Here is an 18,679-nt window from a genome sequence, read left to right on the forward strand (position 1 = left end):
AATCCGGACTTAGTGGCTGCCCTGACCACCAGTATCGGCGGCATGGTTTTGCAGGTATTTGAGCAGGGTGCGCTCCTCTTCCTTGCTCAGGCGATAGTAGGCAGACATCGCCTTGAGTCCCGAAATCCAGCCGTTGGCAGTGAAGTGAGCGGGATCCGGCGCGCCGTGGCAGGAGTTGCAGGTGGATTTGTACATCTCGCCGGCGTAATCCCAGATCGGCTTGAGCGAGGACTCAAAGCCCTTGCCATCGACCCAGGCCTGCACCTGAACCTGCTCCCACTTGATATGGGTGGCGCTGTCGGTCTCCTGCTTGAGCACTTTCTCGCTCGCTTTCAGTTCATCACGGATGGTGGCGACGAAGACCCGCTTGCCCATGTATTCGCTCAGCACCCGGCCCTTGCCGTCGCTCTCGCGCCACCCTTCGATGGTCACCTTGAGGCGATCGCCGCTGCGGTCTACGACGTCGATACGGGAGGCGGGCAGCAGTTTGCCGACCGGGTCGCTGCTCTGTTCGCTGGCATAGAGATCTTTTTCACCCAGGTTGTAGAGGGTCTCGGCGGCTGGCGCCTCTTGCGTGTCGTTGACCAGGGTGGCGTAAGTGGCCCGGAAGCCGCCCGCCATGTTGGGCAGTTCGTGGGCGATGCCCTTGTGGCACTCGATGCAGTTCATGTTCTTCGCCGCCGCATCTTTCATCGCCAGCGCAGCCGCCGGGGACTGCTTGGCGTGATCCATGTTGTCGTAGCTGTGGCAGGACTTGCAGGTCTTGGAGTTCTGGCTGCTCATCCGCGCCCACACCTTCTCGGCCAGATGCAGGCGCCGGTCCTCGAACTTCTCCTGGGTGTCGATGCTGTGGCCTATGTACTCCTGATAGAGGTCGTTGGCCGCCTCCATCTTGCGGGCCACCTTGCCGACAAAGTCCTTCGGCTGGTGACAGTCGGTACAGACCGCCTGTACCCCTGAGGCATTCTTGAAGTGGATGGACTCCTTGTACTCCGGATAGACGGTGTCTTTCATGGAGTGGCAGGAGATACAGAATTCGAGGCTGCTGGTTTTCTCAAAGCCGTAGTGCAGGCCGACGGTGCCCGCGAGGGTGACGCCGACGCCCACCAGAAGCAGCGCCAGTACCGACCAGCGACGGCTGGGGGTGCGCAGGAAGTGCCACAGTTTTTTCATCATGCTCTCTCACATCACTTTTTTGATGGGAGCCATGATAGGGAGGCGTTGTGAACAGGGCTGCCGCCACAAATTAATGAAATAGGGGTATTTATGACAAAATGTGAATAGAATAATCCTCCCTTGTCGACCATCGTGAACCCTGCCCATGAGCTACCACATTCTGGTTGTTGAAGATGATGCGGTTACCCGCGAGAAGCTGACCGGCTATTTCGAGCGGGAGGGCTATCGGGTGACGGCGGTCGAAAATGGCCAGGAGATGCGCGCCGTGCTGGCGGAACAGAGGGTCGATCTGGTGATGCTGGATATCAACCTGCCGGGGGAAGATGGTCTGCTGCTGACCCGTGAACTGCGGGCGCGCAGCACGGTGGGGATCATTCTGGTCACCGGCCGCAGCGATGCGGTGGACCGGATTGTCGGCCTCGAGATGGGGGCCGACGACTATGTCACCAAGCCGTTCGAGCTCAGGGAACTGCTGGTGCGGGTCAAGAATCTGCTGTGGCGGATCTCGCTGGCGGCCGCCGCGCCGAGCGAGCCTGCGGTGGCTGACGATGCGGTGCGCTTTGGCCCCTGGCGTTTTGATATTCCCCGCCGCCAGCTCAGCAAGGACGGGGTGCCGGTGCGTCTGACCAAGGCCGAATATGAAGTGCTGGTGGCCTTTGTCGCCCATGCCGGGCGGGTGCTCAGTCGGGAGCGGATCCTGACCCTCATCAGCCATCGCGGCGATGGCCCGAGCGATCGCACCATAGACGTGCTGATCCGGCGGCTGCGCGGCAAGATGGAAGCGGATCCGCGGGATCCCCAGCTGTTTGTCACCGTCCATGGTGAAGGCTATCTGTTTGCCGGCGAGATAGCCTCCTGACCCCGTTGCGGTGGCCTTGACCTGTTTGAGAGGTATCAGACCGGCGGGCGGGTATCAAATTGCGGGCAGTCGTCGCCAATCTGGTGCCAGGGCGCCTTGGAGCCGACAAAGATGTGAAACGCGGGTCGCTGGCTCGGCACGTCGTCCAGTACCCCCAACCGCAGATTGATCTTGCCGCTGCTGCTCTTCTGGCTGAACAGGCTGGAGCCGCAGTGACGGCAGAAGGCCAGGGTGGTCTCTGCCGATTTCCGGTAGCGGCCGATGGCCTCTTCCCCCTTCACTATGGTGACCTTGTTGCCATCAAGTCCGCCGACCGAGGCGTAATCTCCCCCTGAAAACTTGCGGCATTCGCTGCAGTGGCAGTTCCCCATATAGTCGAACTGATCCGGCAGGGTCAGGGCGACGGCGCCGCACAGGCAGCTGGCATGTAACTCTTTCATCTCTTCTCCTTGAGTGGGCTGATCGGATTTGGAACGGCTATTCGACCCGATAGACGGGACGAAAAGCGCCATCCGAGAGGGAATCGGCGGGGTTGGCCAGCGGTGCAGACAGCGTCAGAATGGGCGGCCCCATCACCCGAGGGCACTGCTCGGCATTGGCATCAGGGTGTTGCAGCAGGCAGACCGCCTGAGCGACCGCAAGGCGCCCCTGCAGCCGCATCTGATCGCTGTTGGCGGCGAGGATCTTGCCCCGGCGCAGGCCCCGCTGTACCCCGTGGCTGAAGTAGGTGCTCAGCACCCGGGGTCTGTCGAGATGGCGCTGCGCAAGCTCGTTGACCGCCACTTCGGCGGCGATGGCGCCCCCCACCAAATAGTCGAGTTCGGGATAGCGGGCTAGCGTCTGCTGTACCAGTGTGCGCTGGATTTCGCGGCTGTTGTCGCCGCGCTCGGTGGTGACCAGCTTGATGGCGCTCCCCTTGATGGCATCGGCAAAGCCCGGCTCGACGAAGTTGTTGCCGCCACTTGCCTGCGGGCCGGGGAAGAGGGCGACCGAGACCGGCTTGCTGCCGGCGGGGTGACGCTGCGCCAGCCAGTGGCCAATCTGCCAGCCCATCTGGTACCAGGAGACCCCCACTTTGGCGTGCACCAGACCGCTGGGCAGATCGTTGACCAGCCCAAAGAGCGGCAACGGCGTGACCTTGATGGCCTCGCGCAAGCCCTGATAGCTCACCGAGCCGAGCAAGATGGCGTCGCTCCCTTCCTGCACGCAACGCTGCAACTGCTGGCGCTGCTCGGCGAGGGCGCCATAGCCCCCCGCTTCGTGGATCTGCAACTTGACTCCCAGCCGCTTCGCTTCGTCCACCATACCCTGATTGACCGATAGCCAGTAGGCGTCGCGCAGATGGGGGTAGAGGGCACAGAGGGTCAGCGGTTTGGTTGCGGCGGCGGGTTCCTGCCACTGCTGGCGCACCGGCTGGCCGCTGAATTCGCCGCCGGGCCAGATATCGACCGCAAAGGCGAGGGCGGCGCGGGGCAGCGTGAGCAACCAGATCAGCAACAACGGGGAGAGATAGACGCTTCGCATGGCCAGGGGTTTTGTTAAAGTGTTGGGCCATATTATCCGGTCAAAGCTGACCACAACCAAGGGACTTCCCGTGAGAATCTTTTCCGGCCTGGGTGGCAAGTTGCTGCTGGCCTTCTCCCTGATGGCGTTGCTGACCCTGAGTGCCTCCCTGCTGGGCTGGGTGGGGCTTAGCCATCTGCGCCAGCTGGAGCAAGGGGTGCAGCAGACGCTGGCCGATCAGGAGCTGGCCCGCACGCTCTCTCGCCTCAGCGGCGAGATCCAGAGTGCGTCGCGGCTGCTGGCCACCGCAACCAGCGAGCAGGAGCGGGAGCATCAGGGACGCTTACTCACTCTGCAGGGGCAACAGCTGAAGCAGGTGCTGGCGCAACTCGGCCGTGGGCAGGGTTCAACAAGCCTCGATCAGCTCAGTCAGAGCATCATCGGCAATCTGGGTCAGCAAGGCTGGCTGGTGGGAGAGCGACTGACCCTGATGGCGCAGGGCGAGGCGCAGCGGGCCCGTCTGGTGGCGGCAGCCGGGCAGATCGCCGAGCTGGCGAGAAGCCAGATGGAGAATGCCGAAACCGTGATGGTGGCGGGGTTGGGTTCCCTCTACCAACAGCAAGGTGCGCAGGCGGCCCGGACGCTGGACCGCCTGCTGGAGCAGGATCTCGACTGGCTGGAGCAGATGACCGAGCTGCGTCATCGCACCCTGATGCAGCAGCAGCGCATCGAAGAGATGTGGCGCAGCGAACGGCAGGAACAGTTGCAAACGCTATTGCAAGAGGGGCAGCGGGAGCTGGCTATCTTGCAATTGCGGGCCGGGGCAGTGACCGACCCGGCCCGCCGGCAGGCGGTGGAACAGGCGCTGACCGTGCTGGCGCAGAGCGACAAGCTGGTGCAACTGCGCAGCGACTGGCTCGGCAAGGGGGAGGCGCTGCGGGTGCTGGCCAATGCCAATGAGGCTTTGATGAGCAGCCTCAACCAGCAGGTCGGTGAGCTGGTCAGCCGTGCCCGCGATTCGCTGGGGCAGAGCCAGCAGGCGCTAAGCCAGCGCCTCAGGCTGCTGGAGCAGGCGTTGATGGCCATTGGCCTGCTCACCCTGCTACTGCTGATGCTGCTGATGTGGCGCATGGTCTACGGCCGGATCGTCTGGCCACTGCAACGGGCGGTGGCGGGGATGAGCCGGTTGGCGCGCGGGGATCTGGCCCCCCTTGAGCCGATCGCCAGTACCGGGCGCGATGAGCTGGCGGAGCTGGGGCGGGCCCTGCAGGTGTTTCGTGACAATGCGGTGGAGCTGGGCCGCTATCAGCGCGAGCTGGAGTCGCGGGTCGAGGAGCGCACTGGCCAGCTCAGCCACGCCAACGAGCGGCTCAATGAGGAGGTGGAGAAGCAGCGGCAGGCCCGCGCCGAGGCAGAACAGGCCAACCGCGCCAAGTCGGTGTTTCTCGCCACCATGAGCCACGAGATCCGCACCCCCATGAACGGCATTCTCGGGGGCCTGACGCTGCTGGAAGATACCCACCTGAGCGATACCCAGCAGCGCTATCTGGCCGCCATCGAGCACAGTGGCGAATCCCTGCTGGAGATCCTCAACGACATTCTCGACTACTCCAAGATCGAGGCGGGTCATGTGGAGGCGCGCCGCGAACCCTTCCCCCTGTTCCAGCTGGTGGATGAGCTCAGCGCGTTGTTCCGGCCAAAGGCTGCGGCCAAGGGGGTCACCCTGGCGCTGGAATATGCGCCCGGGCTGGCGCCTGTGGTCGAGGGGGATCTGGGCAAGCTGCGCCAGGTGCTCGGCAACTTGCTCGGCAATGCGGTCAAGTTTACCGCCCGTGGCCAGATTACCCTGACGGTGGCGCCTCTTGCCTGCCAAGGCCCTTGCGCCGAGCCCTGCATCCGCTTCGTGGTGCGTGATACCGGCCCCGGCATTCCGGCCGATGAGCAGGAGGCGGTGTTCGAGGCGTTTCGCCAGCGCAAGCGTGATATAGGCCATCAGGGCGGCACCGGGCTGGGACTGGCGATCAGCCGCAAGCTGGTGGCCGCCATGGGAGGCGAGCTGAACCTTGCCAGCGAACCGGGCCTGGGGTGTGAATTCAGCTTCAGCCTGCCCTTGCAACGCTCGAGCGCCCAACTGCCCGCCGAGGCACAGCCGCTGCACCTTGGTCAGTCCCGCGACATCCTGCTGGTGGAGGATAACGAGATCAACCGGTTAGTGGCGCACGGCATGTTGACCCGCCTCGGCCATCGCGTCACCCTGGCGGAGGATGGTCGCAGCGCGCTGGCGCTGGTGACCGAGCGCCCCTTCGAGCTGGCGCTGCTCGATATCAATCTGCCCGATATGGACGGCATGACCCTGCGCGAGGATCTGGCCGCCATCAGTGAGGAGATGCATGAGCGGTCGCTGCCCGCCATCGCCATCTCGGCCCAGATGTATCCGGAGGATATCCGCCACTGCCTTGCCGTCGGCTTCGTCGATTTTGTCGGCAAGCCGGTGCGGCTGGCGGTGCTGGCGAACGCCATCGATCAACTATTTCGGCAAGAGGGCGCCGCTATCGAGCCGCAGGTGCAGTTATCAGTAGCCGTGCCCCCAACTAACCAGCCCGAGTGGACCAATCCGGTGCTGGACGCCGATCTACCCCTGCTCGGTATGGCGCGGATCCGCCAGCTGGTCGCGCTGTTTGAGTCGCAAGGGCGGGTGTTGGTAGATAAGTTGGCTCAGGGTGAGGGGAGTGAGCAACGTCAGCTGGCGCACAAGCTCAAGGGGAGTGCGCTGGCGCTGGGGTTGACCGAATTTGCCAGCCACTGTGCGGCTCTTGAGGCGGGAGGCGGGGAGCCTGCGGCAATCGGGGCGCAATTTGACGCGGCGGTGAGCGGGTTGCAGCAGTGGCTGGCGGCCAACAGGGATTCGCCGTTCTGATCCCTGCTGGCGATGCACAACGTTCAGAGGGGGCCAGTCCCTGCGCCGTTATTCGATCTCGCGAAATAGCACCTGCTTGCACTTGGCACAGACCCATTCCCGACGAAAATCGGTCAGGTGCACCATGCCCACCTCCAGCAACTCGGGGTGGCCGCAGTGATAACAGAAGATGATATCGCCATCGACTGATTCAGGGTGGGCCGCCAGATAGTCGGCTTTGGTGGGGAGCTGCTCCCACGAGGTGGTGGGGACATGTTTGCGTTGGCTGGTGTAGTAGACCCAGTAGAACAGAAAAAACACAGCCAGGATCACGAATGTCAGCAGATGGTCCATCTTGAACTCCTCCGGTTAGGTGCAGCCCCTCGGATGCATGGCTGCAATCAGCTCCATCATCATTAAATTTGTTTCGAATGAATATGTTACAGGATGGATAAAGAGGGCGTTGTGATCCCCTTCGGGTTTTGCCCGCCCGCAGCGGGATGAAAAATGTGCCGTTTGACGGAGCGGCCAGGGTATTGAACGGGGAGGGAATCTTGTTTTTTACAACATAAATTCAACATTTTTTTAGGTGGTTGGACTGTCTCTTTGATCCAGCTCACGTTACAATGCCCGCGCCCACTTCACCTAACGCGCAAACGATTTTCAGGAGAGAAACGGATGTTGAAACGTGACATGACCATCGCCAATTATGATCCGCAATTGTGGCAGGCCATCACAGACGAAACCCGTCGTCAGGAAGAGCATATCGAGCTGATTGCGTCTGAGAACTACACCAGCCCCCGTGTCATGGAAGCCCAGGGCTCCCAGCTGACCAACAAGTACGCTGAAGGTTACCCCTCCAAGCGTTACTACGGTGGTTGCGAGTATGTGGATGTGGTCGAAACCCTGGCTATCGAGCGCGCCAAAGAGCTGTTCGGTGCCACCTACGCCAACGTGCAGCCGCACTCCGGCTCCCAGGCCAACAGCGCCGTTTACATGGCTCTGCTGCAGCCGGGCGACACAGTACTGGGCATGAACCTGGCCCACGGTGGTCACCTGACCCACGGCTCTCCGGTCAACTTCTCCGGCAAGCTCTACAACATAGTGCCTTACGGTATCGATGAGTCCGGCAAGATCGACTACGACGACATGGAACGTCAGGCTGTCGAGCACAAGCCGAAGATGATGATCGGTGGCTTCTCTGCCTACTCCGGCATCGTTGACTGGGCCCGCATGCGCGAAATCGCCGACAAGGTCGGTGCCTACCTGTTTGTCGACATGGCCCACGTGGCTGGTCTGATTGCCGCTGGCGTTTACCCGAACCCGGTTCCCCACGCTCATGTGGTCACCTCAACCACTCACAAGACCCTGGCCGGTCCGCGCGGTGGTCTGATCCTCTCTGCCGCTGACGACGAGGAGCTCTACAAGAAGCTCAACTCTGCCGTCTTCCCGGGTGGTCAGGGTGGCCCGCTGATGCACGTCATCGCCGGTAAAGCCGTTGCCTTCAAAGAGGCGCTGGAGCCGGAGTTCAAGACCTATCAGGCTCAGGTCGTCAAAAACGCCAAGGCGATGGCCGCTACCTTTATCGAGCGCGGTTACAAGATCGTCTCCGGCGGTACCGACAACCACCTGATGCTGGTTGACCTGATCGGTCGCGAACTGACCGGTAAGGATGCTGACGCTGCGCTGGGCAAAGCCAACATCACCGTCAACAAGAACTCAGTGCCCAACGACCCGCGTTCCCCGTTCGTCACCTCCGGTGTGCGGATCGGTACCCCGGCCATCACCCGCCGTGGTTTCAAGGAAGCCGAGTCCATCGAGCTGACCCACTGGATCTGCGACGTACTGGACAACCACGACAACGATGCTGTGCTGGCCACCGTACGCGAGAAGGTGCTGGATATCTGCCGCCGCTTCCCGGTCTATGGCTGATAAGTCAGACCATCCGGTTTGAGACCAATGCCACCTGCGGGTGGCATTGTTTTTTCTGGCTTTTACCGGTTTTGGATGGCCGTGCTACACTGGCCGACCTAGATCCTGGCCCGCCGGGCCGGTCCCTGTTCCATTAACGCCGGAGGTCCGATGCATTGCCCATTCTGTAGTGCGGTTGATACCAAGGTGATCGATTCCCGTCTGGTGGCCGAAGGCCATCAAGTGCGCCGCCGTCGTGAGTGTCTGCTCTGTCACGAGCGTTTTACCACCTTCGAGATGGCCGAGCTGGTGATGCCCCGCGTCATCAAGTCCAACGGCTCCCGCGAGCCGTTCAACGAAGACAAGCTGCGCGCCGGCATCCTGCGGGCGCTGGAGAAGCGGCCGGTGAGCATGGAGGCCATCGAAAAGGCGGTCAACCATATCAAATCCCGCCTGCGTGCCACCGGCGAGCGCGAAGTCGCCTCCGAGCTGGTAGGCAATCTGGTGATGGATGAGCTCAAGAGTCTGGACAAGGTGGCCTATATCCGCTTTGCCTCCGTCTATCGCAGCTTCGAAGATATTCGCGAATTTGGCGAAGAGATCGCCAAGCTGGAGAAGTAAACCTCCACTCTCACCCATGTTGCCGCGTCCGATTACGCTGCGCTAATCGAACCTACGATACTGCGTAAAGTCGAGATGTGTTGTCAAAGGAGCCCGGATGTTTAGTCAAGATGATTACCAATGGATGAGTCGGGCCCTCGAACTGGCCCGCCGCGGCCGCTACACTACGGCCCCCAACCCCTGTGTCGGTGCCGTGCTGGTCAAAGATGGCGTAATGGTCGGCGAAGGGTGGCATCAGAAGGCGGGCGAGCCCCATGCGGAGGTTTATGCCCTGCGCGCCGCCGGTGACAATGCCCGTGGCGCCACCGCCTATGTGACCCTCGAACCCTGTTCCCACCATGGTCGTACCCCCCCCTGCGCCGAGGCGCTGATCAACGCCGGTGTGGCCCGGGTGGTGGCGGCCATGGTCGATCCCAATCCCCAGGTGGGCGGACGCGGGCTGCGGATGCTCTCCGAGGCGGGCATCAAGACCGATTTCGGCCTGCTGGCGAGCGAAGCTGAAGCGCTCAACCCGGGCTTTTTCAAGCGGATGCGTACCGCCTTCCCGCGGGTGACCGTCAAGCTGGGGGCCAGCCTCGATGGCCGCACCGCCATGGCGAGCGGCGAGAGCCAGTGGATCACCTCTCCCGATGCGCGCCGCGATGTGCAGCGGCTGCGGGCCCGTCACGATGCGGTGCTCTCCAGCGCCGAAACCGTGCTGGCCGATAACGCCTCCCTGACCGTGCGCTGGGACGAGTTGCCCCCCTCGGTCAAAGCCGTCTATCCCAAAGAGACTCTGCGCCAGCCGCTGCGGGTCATCGTCGATTCGCAAAACCGGCTCACCCCCGATCTGCCGCTGTTCCAGAGCGAGAGTCCGGTGCTGCTGGCCCGCCACAAGGCATCCGGCGAGTGGCCCGAGTGGGTGCAGCAGCTAGAGCTGCCGCTGCTGGATGGCAAGCTGGATCTGGTCAGCCTGTTCATGCTGCTGGCCAAGCAGAACGTCAACTCGGTACTGATTGAGGCGGGGCCCCGGTTGTGCGGCGCCCTGTTGGATAAGGGGCTGGTGGATGAGCTGGTGCTCTATCAGGCGCCCAAACTGATGGGTGATGAGGGGCGTGGTCTGTTCCATCTGCCCGGTCTGACCCGCTTGTTCCAGGCGCCCAAGCTCGCCATCAAGGATGTGCGCATGGTGGGGCCGGATATTCGCATTACCGCCAAAATAGCCTGATTTATCAATGTTCAATGGGGCATAATCAGCCCCCGTCATCAGCAAGGTGATCTGCATGTTTACCGGAATTATCGAAGCGGTGGGAACCCTGGCCGAGCTGCGCCGTCAGGGCGATGACATGGCCCTCACCGTCCACGCACCAGGTCTGGATTTTAGCGACGTCAAACTGGGCGACTCCATCGCCACCAACGGCGTCTGCCTCACCGTGGTGGCGCTGGGCGAAAAGAGCTATACCGCCGACGTGTCGCTGGAAACCCTCTCCCGTACCGGTTTTGCCGCCGCCAGAGTGGGCGATCGGGTCAACCTCGAGAAGGCGCTGATGCCCACCTCCCGCCTCGGCGGCCATCTGGTCTCCGGCCATGTGGATGGGGTAGGGGAAGTGAAAAGCGTCTCCAGCAGCGGCCGCGCCATCGAGTACTGGATCAAGGCGCCGGGCGAGCTCTCCCGCTATATCGCCGAGAAGGGCTCCATTGCGGTCGATGGCATCAGCCTCACCGTCAACGCCGTGCAGGGCGATCTGTTCCGCCTGACGATCGTGCCCCACACCGCGCAGGAGACCACCATCGCCAGCTGGAAGCCGGGCCACAAGGTCAACCTCGAGGTGGATCAAATCGCCCGCTATCTGGAGCGGCTGATGATGGGAAAAAGTCAGGAGAGCCGCGCCTCTACCCTGACCATGGAGACGCTGGCCAAGGCTGGTTTTCTCTGACGGTGAGCGCTGAATCTGGCCCCCAAAACGATTTTCTGTGATCCCGCTCTGATTGAAATGGAGCCGCTAGCCCCAATCTAGAGCAACATACACTCGCATTTGCGTTGAGCCTGCTGGCTCAACCCCCAAGCACACTGATGGAGTAGCCCATGGCGCTGAGCACAACCCAGGAAATCATTGCCGATATCAAGGCTGGCAAGATGGTGATCCTGATGGATGACGAGGACAGGGAGAACGAAGGGGACCTCATCATGGCCGCCTCCTGCGTCCGTCCGGAGGATATCAACTTCATGGCCCGCTACGGCCGTGGCCTCATCTGCCTGACCCTGACCCGGGATCGCTGCAAGCAATTGGCGCTGCCGCTGATGGTGGATCGCAACAATGCCCAGTTCTCCACCGCCTTTACCGTCTCCATCGAGGCGGCAGAAGGGGTGACCACAGGTATTTCCGCCGCCGATCGCGCGGTGACCGTGCAGGCCGCTGTGGCGCCCAATGCCAAGGCGGCCGATCTGGTGCAGCCGGGCCACATCTTCCCGCTGATGGCACAGGATGGCGGCGTGCTGACCCGTGCCGGTCACACCGAAGCGGGCTGCGATCTGGCCCGTCTGGCCGGTTTCGAGCCTGCCGCCGTCATCGTCGAGATCCTCAACGAAGATGGCACCATGGCGCGCCGTCCGGATCTGGAGGTGTTCGCCGAGGAGCACGGCATCAAGCTCGGCACCATCGCCGACCTTATCGAGTACCGCAACCAGCACGAGACCACTGTCGAGAAGGTGGCCGAATGCAAGCTGCCGACCGAGTTTGGCGAGTTCGACCTCATCACCTTCCGCGACACCATCGACAATCAGGTTCACTTCGCCCTGAAAAAGGGTGAGGTGCAGGCCGACCAGCCGACCCTGGTGCGGGTGCACCTGCACGATGTGCTGAGCGATCTGCTGCTGACCGACCGCCACGCCGCCCGCAGCTGGCCGCTGCCCAAATCCATGGCCCGCATCGCCGACGAAGGCGGGGTGCTGGTGATTTTGGGGGCGGAATCCCACGGCGCCGAGCTGCTGGCCCGGGTCAAGGGTTTTGAAGCCGCCGACAAGGGACTGGCACCGGAAGGGGCCAAGTGGCAGGGCACCTCGCGCCGGGTGGGTGTGGGTTCCCAGATCCTCAAGGCGCTCGGCGTGAGCAAGATGCGCCTTTTGAGCTCGCCGAAGAAGTACCATGCCCTCGGTGGTTTCGGTCTGGAAGTGGTTGAGTACATCGGCGAGTAACGTTCTACCAGAGAAGTACCATCCCCTTCCGGGTGGCTTCGGTCTGGAAGTCGTGGAATTTACCGGCGAGTAAGTGCGCCGGACTGGTTAAATCGCGATCATGGCTGTCTATTGCGGCCATGGTTTTTGTCGTGGGTCTGTTGTGCTAGAATGTGCGCACTTTTGACTCCGGCCCTTTTGATTGCACAGATACAGGATTTCCAATGAAGGTTATCGAAGGAAATATCGCCGCTCCTGAGGCGCGCGTTGCTATTGTTGTTGCCCGTTTCAACAGCTTCATCAACGACAGTCTGGTGAACGGTGCGGTGGACGTACTGAAGCGTCAAGGTCAAGTGCAGGACAGCAACCTGACACTGGTAAAAGTGCCGGGTGCGGTTGAAATGCCATTGGTCATCAAGAAGCTGGCCAAGAGTGGTCAATACGACGCCATCGTGGCGGTCGGTACTGTCATCCGTGGCGGCACCTATCACTTCGACCTGGTGGCAAACGAGAACAGCAAGGGCATGGCCCAGGTAATGATGGAATATGAAATTCCCGTTGCCTTCGGTGTGCTGACCACTGAAAACATTGAACAAGCCATCGAGCGTGCAGGTACCAAGGCGGGTAACAAGGGTGCAGAGGCTGCACTGGCAGCGCTCGAAATGATCAACGTCCTGAAAGAACTGGACGTGTAACGAGGAGAAGTACATTGAAACCGTCTGAGCGCCGTAAAGCCCGCCATTGCGCCACCCAGGCCATCTACCAGTGGCAGATGACCAAGGCTAACGTGGGTGACATCGAAGAGCAGTTCAAGATCGATCAGGACACCAAGGGTGTAGACCTGAACTATTTCCGCGATCTGCTGTTCGGGGTAGCCCTCCACTGCAGCGAGCTGGACAAGGTGTTTGCACCTTTCCTCTCCCGTCCGCTGGAAGAAGTGGACATGGTGGACAAGGCGATCCTGCGTCTGGCGACCTACGAGCTGACCCGTCGTGATGATGTACCGCCGCGCGTGGTCATCAACGAAGCGATCGAGCTGGCCAAAGCTTTTGCTGCCGATGACAGCCACAAGTTTGTCAACGGTGTACTGGACAAGGTGATCAAATCGCTGAACAAGCGTTGATCCTGCTGTCCGTCAGCATCTAAGAGAGGAGCCAGCTTATTGCTGGCTTTTTACTGTATGGGTGAATTTGAGCTGATTGATAAGTACTTCAAGGTTCCCCACGCCCGCAAGGACGTGGTGATGGGCCCTGGAGATGACTGTGCCCTGCTGACCCTGCCCCCCGATACCCAGCTGGCGGTGAGCACCGACACTCTGGTGAGCGGCGTACACTTCTTTCCCGACATGGATCCGGTGGATCTCGGCTACAAGGCGCTGGCGGTCAATCTCTCCGATCTCGCCGCCATGGGTGCCGAGCCACGCTGGGTGTCGCTGGCGCTGACCCTGCCTGCCATCAACGAAGGTTGGGTTGCCGGTTTTGCCGAAGGGTTTCTGGAGCTGGCCGAGTACTACAACGTGGCGCTGGTGGGCGGAGACATGACCCGCGGGCCGCTCTCCATCACCATCTCGGTGAAGGGATCGGTGCCTGCCGGTCGCGCCCTGATGCGCAGCGGTGCCAAAGCCGGTGACGGCATCTATGTGACCGGCACTCTGGGAGATGCCGCGCTGGCGCTCTCCCACCTGCTGGGCAAACGCACCCTCAACGAGAACCAGCTGGCTGCGGTGCTGCCACGGCTCGACCATCCCCATCCCCGCATTCTGGCCGGTCAGGCGCTGCGCGGGCTGGCGGGCAGTGCGCTGGACCTCTCCGATGGTCTGGCATCGGATCTCGGCCATATCCTCAAGGCGTCCGGCGTACGGGCCCAGATCGATCTCGATCTGCTGCCGCTCTCGCCGGTGCTGCAGGATGCGGTGAGCGAGCAGGAGGCGTGGCAACTGGCGCTGGCCGGTGGCGATGACTATGAGCTCTGCTTCACCGTACCGGAGGAGCACCGCGGCGCGCTCGATACGGCGCTGGCCCACAGCGGGGTCAAGTTCAGCCGCATCGGCCGCATCGTGGCGGGCGAGCCGGGCATCGACTACCTGCGTGGCGACCAGGCGGTCGAGTTGCAACTGAAAGGGTGGGATCACTTCGCATGAGTTTGTTCAGGATAAAGCCCGAGCTGACACGACTGGATCTGAAAAATCCGCTTCATTTTTTGGCGGTGGGATTTGGTTCCGGTCTCAGTCCCAAGGCGCCGGGCACCATGGGAACCCTGGCGGCCATTCCGCTCTACCTGCTGGTGAGCGGGCTGCCGACCCACTGGTTTATCGCCTTGCTGGCGGTGGGGTTTGTGGTCGGTATTCGTATCTGCCAGAGCGCCACCGATGCCATCGGTATGCCGGATCACGGCGCCATCGTCTGGGACGAGGTGATAGGTTTCGGCGTCACCATGATCGCAGCGCCTGCCGGCTGGGAGTGGGTGGTGGCGGGCTTCGCGCTGTTCCGGTTGTTTGATGTGCTCAAGCCCTGGCCCATCTCCTGGTTTGATCGCCGGATCCACGGTGGTCTGGGCATCATGCTGGACGATCTGATCGCCGGCCTGTTCGCCCTGTTTTGTATGCAATTACTGGCATTCTGGCTCGGCTGAGAGCCCCCTTCCGGGGGATGACCGTTCTGGCATCCCCCGATTTATATCTGCTTAATTTTCATTCATCGGCATATGCTGCCGTTTATCATCCATTTCACATAAATATTCACTACTCATTCGGGGCTCGTGATTGTTTTGGAAATAGTGATAAATGCTGCTTGTTGCGTTGTTGTTGAAATTAAAGTAATGATACCAATAGATGTACGGACGTACCGGCCATTTGTGTGATGAAAATCATCATTTATCTCTGCCGAATTGGTGGTTATCTGCACAAAACATTGCGGAATTGTATAACTCAATCATTTACACCCGTGGTCAAACCGTCTAAGTTACTCGCGGGTTATTCCAAAAAAATGCAAAAAACCCGCCCGGATCGCTGGTTTCGCTGCCTCATGGATTGAGCAAATATTGCCCAAGGTAACAACCGGCATCTGCGGCTGATTTACGGACGAATTATTTGGGACGGATGTCCCCCGCAGAGGTAAACATGTCCTTGCTCGAAGTAAAGAACTTGCGGATCGAGTACCCCTCCCGCTACGGGGTGCTGGCCGCGGTGAAGGATCTCTCTTTCTCTATCGAAAAGGGTGAGATTGTCGGGGTGGTCGGTGAATCCGGCGCCGGCAAGTCCACCATCGGCAACGCCGTTATCGATCTGCTGAGCCCGCCGGGTCGCATCGCCCGTGGTGATATCTATCTCAATGGCGAGCTCATCTCCGGCAAGAGCCAGAATGAGATGCGGGCCATCCGTGGCTCCCGTATCGGGTTCATCTTCCAGGATCCCATGACCTCCCTCAACCCGCTGTTCACCGTTGAGCATCAGCTGGTGGAGACCATTCTGGCCAATACCGACCTCTCTCGCGAAGCCGCTTTTGCCAAGGCATTGGAGCTGATGGGGGCGGTGGGTATTCCGCAGCCGGAGCTGCGCATCAAGCAGTATCCACACCAGTTTTCCGGTGGCATGCGTCAGCGGGTGGTTATCGCCATTGCGCTCTCCTGCGATCCGGAGCTGATCATCGCCGATGAGCCGACCACGGCGCTCGACGTCTCCATTCAGGATCAGATCCTCCAGCTTATCCGCGCCCTCTGCAAAGAGCGTCAGGTGGGCTGCATGCTGGTGACCCACGACATGGGCGTGGTCTCCAACGTCACCGACAAGGTGGCGGTGATGTATCGCGGCGATCTGGTGGAGTTTGGCCTGACCGAACAGGTACTGGGCAGCCCCAATCACCCCTATACCCGCAGTCTCATCTCGGCGGTACCCCGCTCCGACGTGAAGCTGGTGCGTTTCCCGCTGGTCTCCTATATCGAGGATGCCAGTGCGCCGGATACCAATATCGACCTCAAGACCCACTGGCTCGGCCAGAGTCAGGACGAGCGAGCCTATGAAGGGGCGCTGCTGCGGGTGGAGAACGTCGATCTGAAGTTCGTCACCAAGGACTCCATCTTCCCGAGCCGCCGCCAGTATGTACGCGCTTGCAACAACATCAGCTTCGAGATCTTCGAAGGGGAGACCTTCGGTCTGGTGGGGGAATCGGGCTCCGGCAAATCGACTATTGCCCGCGCCATCACCGGTCTCTATCCGCCTGATACCGGCAAGATTTTCTTCGAGGGGATCGATCTGACCGCCCTCAAGAGCGAGCGCGAGCGTCGCCCGCTGCGTCGCCAGATGCAGATGGTGTTTCAGAACCCCTATTCCTCGATGAACCCGCGGATGAAGGTGCGCGACATCATTGCCGAGCCGATCCGCTTCCATCAGCTGGCGAGCAGCGAGAGCCAGATTGAGGGGATTGTCGGCGATCTGCTGGATCACGTGGGTCTCGGTCGTGGTGCTGGCCTCAAGTACCCCCACGAGTTCTCCGGCGGCCAGCGTCAGCGCATCTCTATTGCCCGCGCCCTGGCCACTCGCCCGCGCTTCCTTATCTGTGACGAGCCGACCTCGGCGCTGGATGTGTCGGTGCAGGCCCAGATCCTCAACCTGCTCAAGGATCTGCAGCAGGAGCTCAAGCTCACCATGCTGTTTATCAGCCACGATCTGCCGGTGATCCGCCAGATGTGCGACCGCATCGGAGTGATGCAGCACGGCCATTTGGTGGAAGTGGCCGAGACCGAGAAACTCTTTACCAATGCCGAGCATGAGTACAGCCGCAAGCTGATCTCCCTCATGCCGGAGTTCAAGGGAATGTCCCGCGAGGGGCTGGAAATCGCAAGCTAGGAGAGCGCCGGTGCGCCGGTCTGCTTGTCAAAAAAAGTGTCATAAGAAAGCCAAAAGCATGGAGAACAAGATGAAGAAAGGATTGTCCAAGATTGCCCTGGCGCTGTTTGCCGCCGGTTTCGCCTTCAGTGTCTCAGCCGCTGATATCAAGGTGGGTGTCGCTTCTGACGCCACTTCGCTGGATCCGCAGGAGCAGCTCTCCGGTCAGACCCTGGAGATGTCGCACCTGGTATTCGATCCCCTGATGCGTTACACCCAGGACTTGCAGTTCGAGCCCCGTCTGGCCGAGAAGTTCGAGCGTGTCGATGACAAGACCGTCCGCTTCCACCTGCGCAAAGGGGTCAAGTTCCACTCCGGTAACGACTTCACCGCCGACGACGTGGTGTGGACCGTCAACCGCCTGAAATCCTCCGTCGATTTCAAGGCGATCTTCGATCCCATCAGCGAAGTGAAGAAGGTCGATGATTACACCGTGGATCTCGTCACCGCCAAGCCGTTCCCGCTGGTGCTGCAGACCGTCACCTACATCTTCCCGATGGACTCCAAGTTCTACACCGGCAAGACCGAAGCGGGCAAAGACAAGGCCGAGATCGTCAAAAACGGCGACTCCTATGCCTCTACCCACGTCTCCGGTACTGGCCCGTTCACCGTCAAGTTCCGCGAGCAGGGTGTGAAGCTGGATTATGCCCGTAACGCCAACTACTGGGACAAGGCCTCCAAGGGTAACGTTGAGAACCTGACCGTGGTGCCCATCAAGGAAGATGCGACCCGTGTTGCAGCCCTGCTGGGTGGCGACGTGGACATGATCTATCCGGTTGCGCCGAACGATCTGGAGCGCGTGAAGAATGGCAAGGACTCCCAGCTGGTTACCCTGTCCGGTACCCGTGCCATCATCATCGAGCTGAACCAGAACACCAACCCGGCGCTGAAAGACAAGCGCGTGCGTCAGGCGATCAACTACGCCATCAACCAGGTGGGTATCGTCGAGAAGATCAACAAGGGCTTCGGTACCCCTGCTGGTCAGCTGAGCCCGAAAGGCTATGCCGGTCACAACGAGGCGCTGGTACCCCAGTATGATCTGGCCAAGGCCAAGGAGCTGATGAAAGAGGCCGGTTACGAGAAAGGCTTCAAGATGACCTTCATCTCCCCGGCAGCCCGCTACGTCAATGACGTCAAGATTGCCCAGGCTGTCTCCGCCATGCTGGCCAAGATCAACATCAAGGTGGATCTGAAGACCATGCCGGTGGCCCAGTACTGGCCCGAGTTTGACAAGTGCGCCGCGGACATGCAGCTGATCGGCTGGCACTCCGACACTGAAGATACCGCGAACTTCTTCGAGTTCCTGACCTTCACCAAGGATGCCAAGACCGGTATGGGCCAGTACAACTGCGCCGGTTACGCCAACGCCGAAGCTGACAAGCTGGTGATGGATGCCAACGCCGAGACCGATCCGGCCAAGCGTGCCGAGATGCTGAAGAAGGTCGAAGCCATGCTGATCGAAGATGCTGCCTACGTGCCGTTGCACTGGGAAGATCTGGCCTATGGCGCCAAGAAGAACGTCGACATCAAGCCGGTGGTCAACGTGATGAACTTCCCTTACCTGGGTGACTTGGTGGTCAGCAAGTAAGAGAACGTCGCAAGGAAGGACGGGGCGGGGTGGTCAGCTGGTCACTCCGCTCACTAACAGAAGCCTGTGCCACGACACAGGCCACGTAG

The 18,679-nt window shown here is 60.9% G+C and carries 17 protein-coding genes; 13 read left to right on the forward strand and 4 right to left on the reverse strand.

What is annotated here, in order from left to right:
* Nucleotides 1–9 precede the first annotated feature (9 nt).
* Nucleotides 10–1,176, reverse strand: coding sequence for a pentaheme c-type cytochrome TorC (gene torC, locus AB5Z02_RS09005; RefSeq protein WP_110303391.1), 1,167 nt, complete (start codon nucleotides 1,174–1,176; stop codon nucleotides 10–12).
* A gap of 145 nt (nucleotides 1,177–1,321) precedes the next feature.
* On the opposite strand from torC, the gene torR reads away from it, so the two are divergent.
* Nucleotides 1,322–2,035 (forward strand): two-component system response regulator TorR, encoded by a 714-nt coding sequence (torR, locus tag AB5Z02_RS09010; RefSeq protein WP_179903230.1) that lies wholly within the window; start codon nucleotides 1,322–1,324, stop codon nucleotides 2,033–2,035.
* 35 nt (nucleotides 2,036–2,070) lie between these two features.
* Here torR and AB5Z02_RS09015 read toward each other — a convergent pair whose 3' ends face one another.
* Both AB5Z02_RS09015 and torT read right to left on the reverse strand, forming a co-directional pair.
* Nucleotides 2,071–2,475 (reverse strand): GFA family protein, encoded by a 405-nt coding sequence (locus AB5Z02_RS09015; protein ID WP_005338893.1) that lies wholly within the window; start codon nucleotides 2,473–2,475, stop codon nucleotides 2,071–2,073.
* A 37-nt stretch (nucleotides 2,476–2,512) separates the two neighbouring features.
* Complete coding sequence (gene torT / locus AB5Z02_RS09020; protein ID WP_368215886.1) at nucleotides 2,513–3,559, reverse strand: TMAO reductase system periplasmic protein TorT; 1,047 nt, start codon at nucleotides 3,557–3,559, stop codon at nucleotides 2,513–2,515.
* A 70-nt stretch (nucleotides 3,560–3,629) separates the two neighbouring features.
* Between torT and torS the strand changes: the two genes are divergently transcribed.
* Complete coding sequence (gene torS, locus AB5Z02_RS09025) at nucleotides 3,630–6,455, forward strand: TMAO reductase system sensor histidine kinase/response regulator TorS (protein ID WP_368215887.1); 2,826 nt, start codon at nucleotides 3,630–3,632, stop codon at nucleotides 6,453–6,455.
* Nucleotides 6,456–6,503: 48 nt separating this feature from the next.
* On the opposite strand, the gene AB5Z02_RS09030 is transcribed toward torS, so the two are convergent.
* On the reverse strand, nucleotides 6,504–6,788 hold the full coding sequence (locus AB5Z02_RS09030) for a hypothetical protein (protein ID WP_368209724.1): 285 nt from the start codon (nucleotides 6,786–6,788) through the stop codon (nucleotides 6,504–6,506).
* Nucleotides 6,789–7,112: 324 nt separating this feature from the next.
* Here AB5Z02_RS09030 and glyA point away from each other — a divergent pair, with 324 nt between their 5' ends.
* The 11 genes from glyA (at nucleotide 7,113) to AB5Z02_RS09085 (ending at nucleotide 18,590) form a co-directional block, all read left to right on the forward strand.
* A complete protein-coding gene (gene glyA, locus AB5Z02_RS09035; RefSeq protein ID WP_005338884.1) occupies nucleotides 7,113–8,366 on the forward strand; it encodes a serine hydroxymethyltransferase in 1,254 nt (417 codons plus the stop codon).
* A 150-nt stretch (nucleotides 8,367–8,516) separates the two neighbouring features.
* Nucleotides 8,517–8,966 (forward strand): transcriptional regulator NrdR, encoded by a 450-nt coding sequence (nrdR, locus tag AB5Z02_RS09040; RefSeq protein WP_005338880.1) that lies wholly within the window; start codon nucleotides 8,517–8,519, stop codon nucleotides 8,964–8,966.
* Nucleotides 8,967–9,063: 97 nt separating this feature from the next.
* Nucleotides 9,064–10,173, forward strand: coding sequence for a bifunctional diaminohydroxyphosphoribosylaminopyrimidine deaminase/5-amino-6-(5-phosphoribosylamino)uracil reductase RibD (ribD, locus tag AB5Z02_RS09045; RefSeq protein WP_231719484.1), 1,110 nt, complete (start codon nucleotides 9,064–9,066; stop codon nucleotides 10,171–10,173).
* Nucleotides 10,174–10,228: 55 nt separating this feature from the next.
* Entirely contained in the window at nucleotides 10,229–10,882 is a 654-nt protein-coding gene (locus tag AB5Z02_RS09050) for a riboflavin synthase (protein WP_368215888.1), read from the forward strand.
* 149 nt (nucleotides 10,883–11,031) lie between these two features.
* Nucleotides 11,032–12,141: a bifunctional 3,4-dihydroxy-2-butanone-4-phosphate synthase/GTP cyclohydrolase II gene (gene ribBA, locus AB5Z02_RS09055; RefSeq protein WP_021230382.1), complete on the forward strand. Its 1,110-nt coding sequence runs from the start codon at nucleotides 11,032–11,034 to the stop codon at nucleotides 12,139–12,141.
* A gap of 203 nt (nucleotides 12,142–12,344) precedes the next feature.
* Entirely contained in the window at nucleotides 12,345–12,815 is a 471-nt protein-coding gene (gene ribE, locus AB5Z02_RS09060; RefSeq protein WP_005338866.1) for a 6,7-dimethyl-8-ribityllumazine synthase, read from the forward strand.
* A 14-nt stretch (nucleotides 12,816–12,829) separates the two neighbouring features.
* Nucleotides 12,830–13,243 carry a transcription antitermination factor NusB gene (gene nusB / locus AB5Z02_RS09065; RefSeq protein WP_005343514.1) on the forward strand — a complete coding sequence of 138 codons (414 nt, stop codon included), beginning with the start codon at nucleotides 12,830–12,832 and terminating at the stop codon, nucleotides 13,241–13,243.
* Nucleotides 13,244–13,300: 57 nt separating this feature from the next.
* Nucleotides 13,301–14,260: a thiamine-phosphate kinase gene (thiL, locus tag AB5Z02_RS09070; protein WP_026034998.1), complete on the forward strand. Its 960-nt coding sequence runs from the start codon at nucleotides 13,301–13,303 to the stop codon at nucleotides 14,258–14,260.
* Entirely contained in the window at nucleotides 14,257–14,751 is a 495-nt protein-coding gene (locus AB5Z02_RS09075; protein ID WP_005349509.1) for a phosphatidylglycerophosphatase A, read from the forward strand. Before thiL ends, AB5Z02_RS09075 begins: the two co-directional genes overlap by 4 nt.
* A gap of 487 nt (nucleotides 14,752–15,238) precedes the next feature.
* Nucleotides 15,239–16,963 carry an ABC transporter ATP-binding protein gene (locus AB5Z02_RS09080; protein ID WP_100654430.1) on the forward strand — a complete coding sequence of 575 codons (1,725 nt, stop codon included), beginning with the start codon at nucleotides 15,239–15,241 and terminating at the stop codon, nucleotides 16,961–16,963.
* A gap of 70 nt (nucleotides 16,964–17,033) precedes the next feature.
* Nucleotides 17,034–18,590, forward strand: a complete 1,557-nt coding sequence (locus AB5Z02_RS09085) for an ABC transporter substrate-binding protein (RefSeq protein ID WP_021230378.1) — start codon at nucleotides 17,034–17,036, stop codon at nucleotides 18,588–18,590.
* Nucleotides 18,591–18,679 lie beyond the last annotated feature (89 nt).

It is taken from the genome of Aeromonas sp. R2-3 (genome assembly GCF_040908375.1).
Taxonomy (GTDB): Bacteria; Pseudomonadota; Gammaproteobacteria; order Enterobacterales; family Aeromonadaceae; genus Aeromonas; species Aeromonas veronii.

Excerpts from the sequence above, each read along its gene's own strand:
- torC (WP_110303391.1), bottom strand. The coding sequence starts at position 1,176 with ATGATGAAAAAACTGTGGCACTTCCTGCGCACCCCCAGCCGTCGCTGG.
- torR (WP_179903230.1), top strand. The coding sequence starts at position 1,322 with ATGAGCTACCACATTCTGGTTGTTGAAGATGATGCGGTTACCCGCGAG.
- AB5Z02_RS09015 (WP_005338893.1), bottom strand. The coding sequence starts at position 2,475 with ATGAAAGAGTTACATGCCAGCTGCCTGTGCGGCGCCGTCGCCCTGACC.
- torT (WP_368215886.1), bottom strand. The coding sequence starts at position 3,559 with ATGCGAAGCGTCTATCTCTCCCCGTTGTTGCTGATCTGGTTGCTCACG.
- AB5Z02_RS09030 (WP_368209724.1), bottom strand. The coding sequence starts at position 6,788 with ATGGACCATCTGCTGACATTCGTGATCCTGGCTGTGTTTTTTCTGTTC.
- glyA (WP_005338884.1), top strand. The coding sequence starts at position 7,113 with ATGTTGAAACGTGACATGACCATCGCCAATTATGATCCGCAATTGTGG.
- nrdR (WP_005338880.1), top strand. The coding sequence starts at position 8,517 with ATGCATTGCCCATTCTGTAGTGCGGTTGATACCAAGGTGATCGATTCC.
- ribD (WP_231719484.1), top strand. The coding sequence starts at position 9,064 with ATGTTTAGTCAAGATGATTACCAATGGATGAGTCGGGCCCTCGAACTG.
- AB5Z02_RS09050 (WP_368215888.1), top strand. The coding sequence starts at position 10,229 with ATGTTTACCGGAATTATCGAAGCGGTGGGAACCCTGGCCGAGCTGCGC.
- ribBA (WP_021230382.1), top strand. The coding sequence starts at position 11,032 with ATGGCGCTGAGCACAACCCAGGAAATCATTGCCGATATCAAGGCTGGC.
- ribE (WP_005338866.1), top strand. The coding sequence starts at position 12,345 with ATGAAGGTTATCGAAGGAAATATCGCCGCTCCTGAGGCGCGCGTTGCT.
- thiL (WP_026034998.1), top strand. The coding sequence starts at position 13,301 with ATGGGTGAATTTGAGCTGATTGATAAGTACTTCAAGGTTCCCCACGCC.
- AB5Z02_RS09075 (WP_005349509.1), top strand. The coding sequence starts at position 14,257 with ATGAGTTTGTTCAGGATAAAGCCCGAGCTGACACGACTGGATCTGAAA.
- AB5Z02_RS09080 (WP_100654430.1), top strand. The coding sequence starts at position 15,239 with ATGTCCTTGCTCGAAGTAAAGAACTTGCGGATCGAGTACCCCTCCCGC.
- AB5Z02_RS09085 (WP_021230378.1), top strand. The coding sequence starts at position 17,034 with ATGAAGAAAGGATTGTCCAAGATTGCCCTGGCGCTGTTTGCCGCCGGT.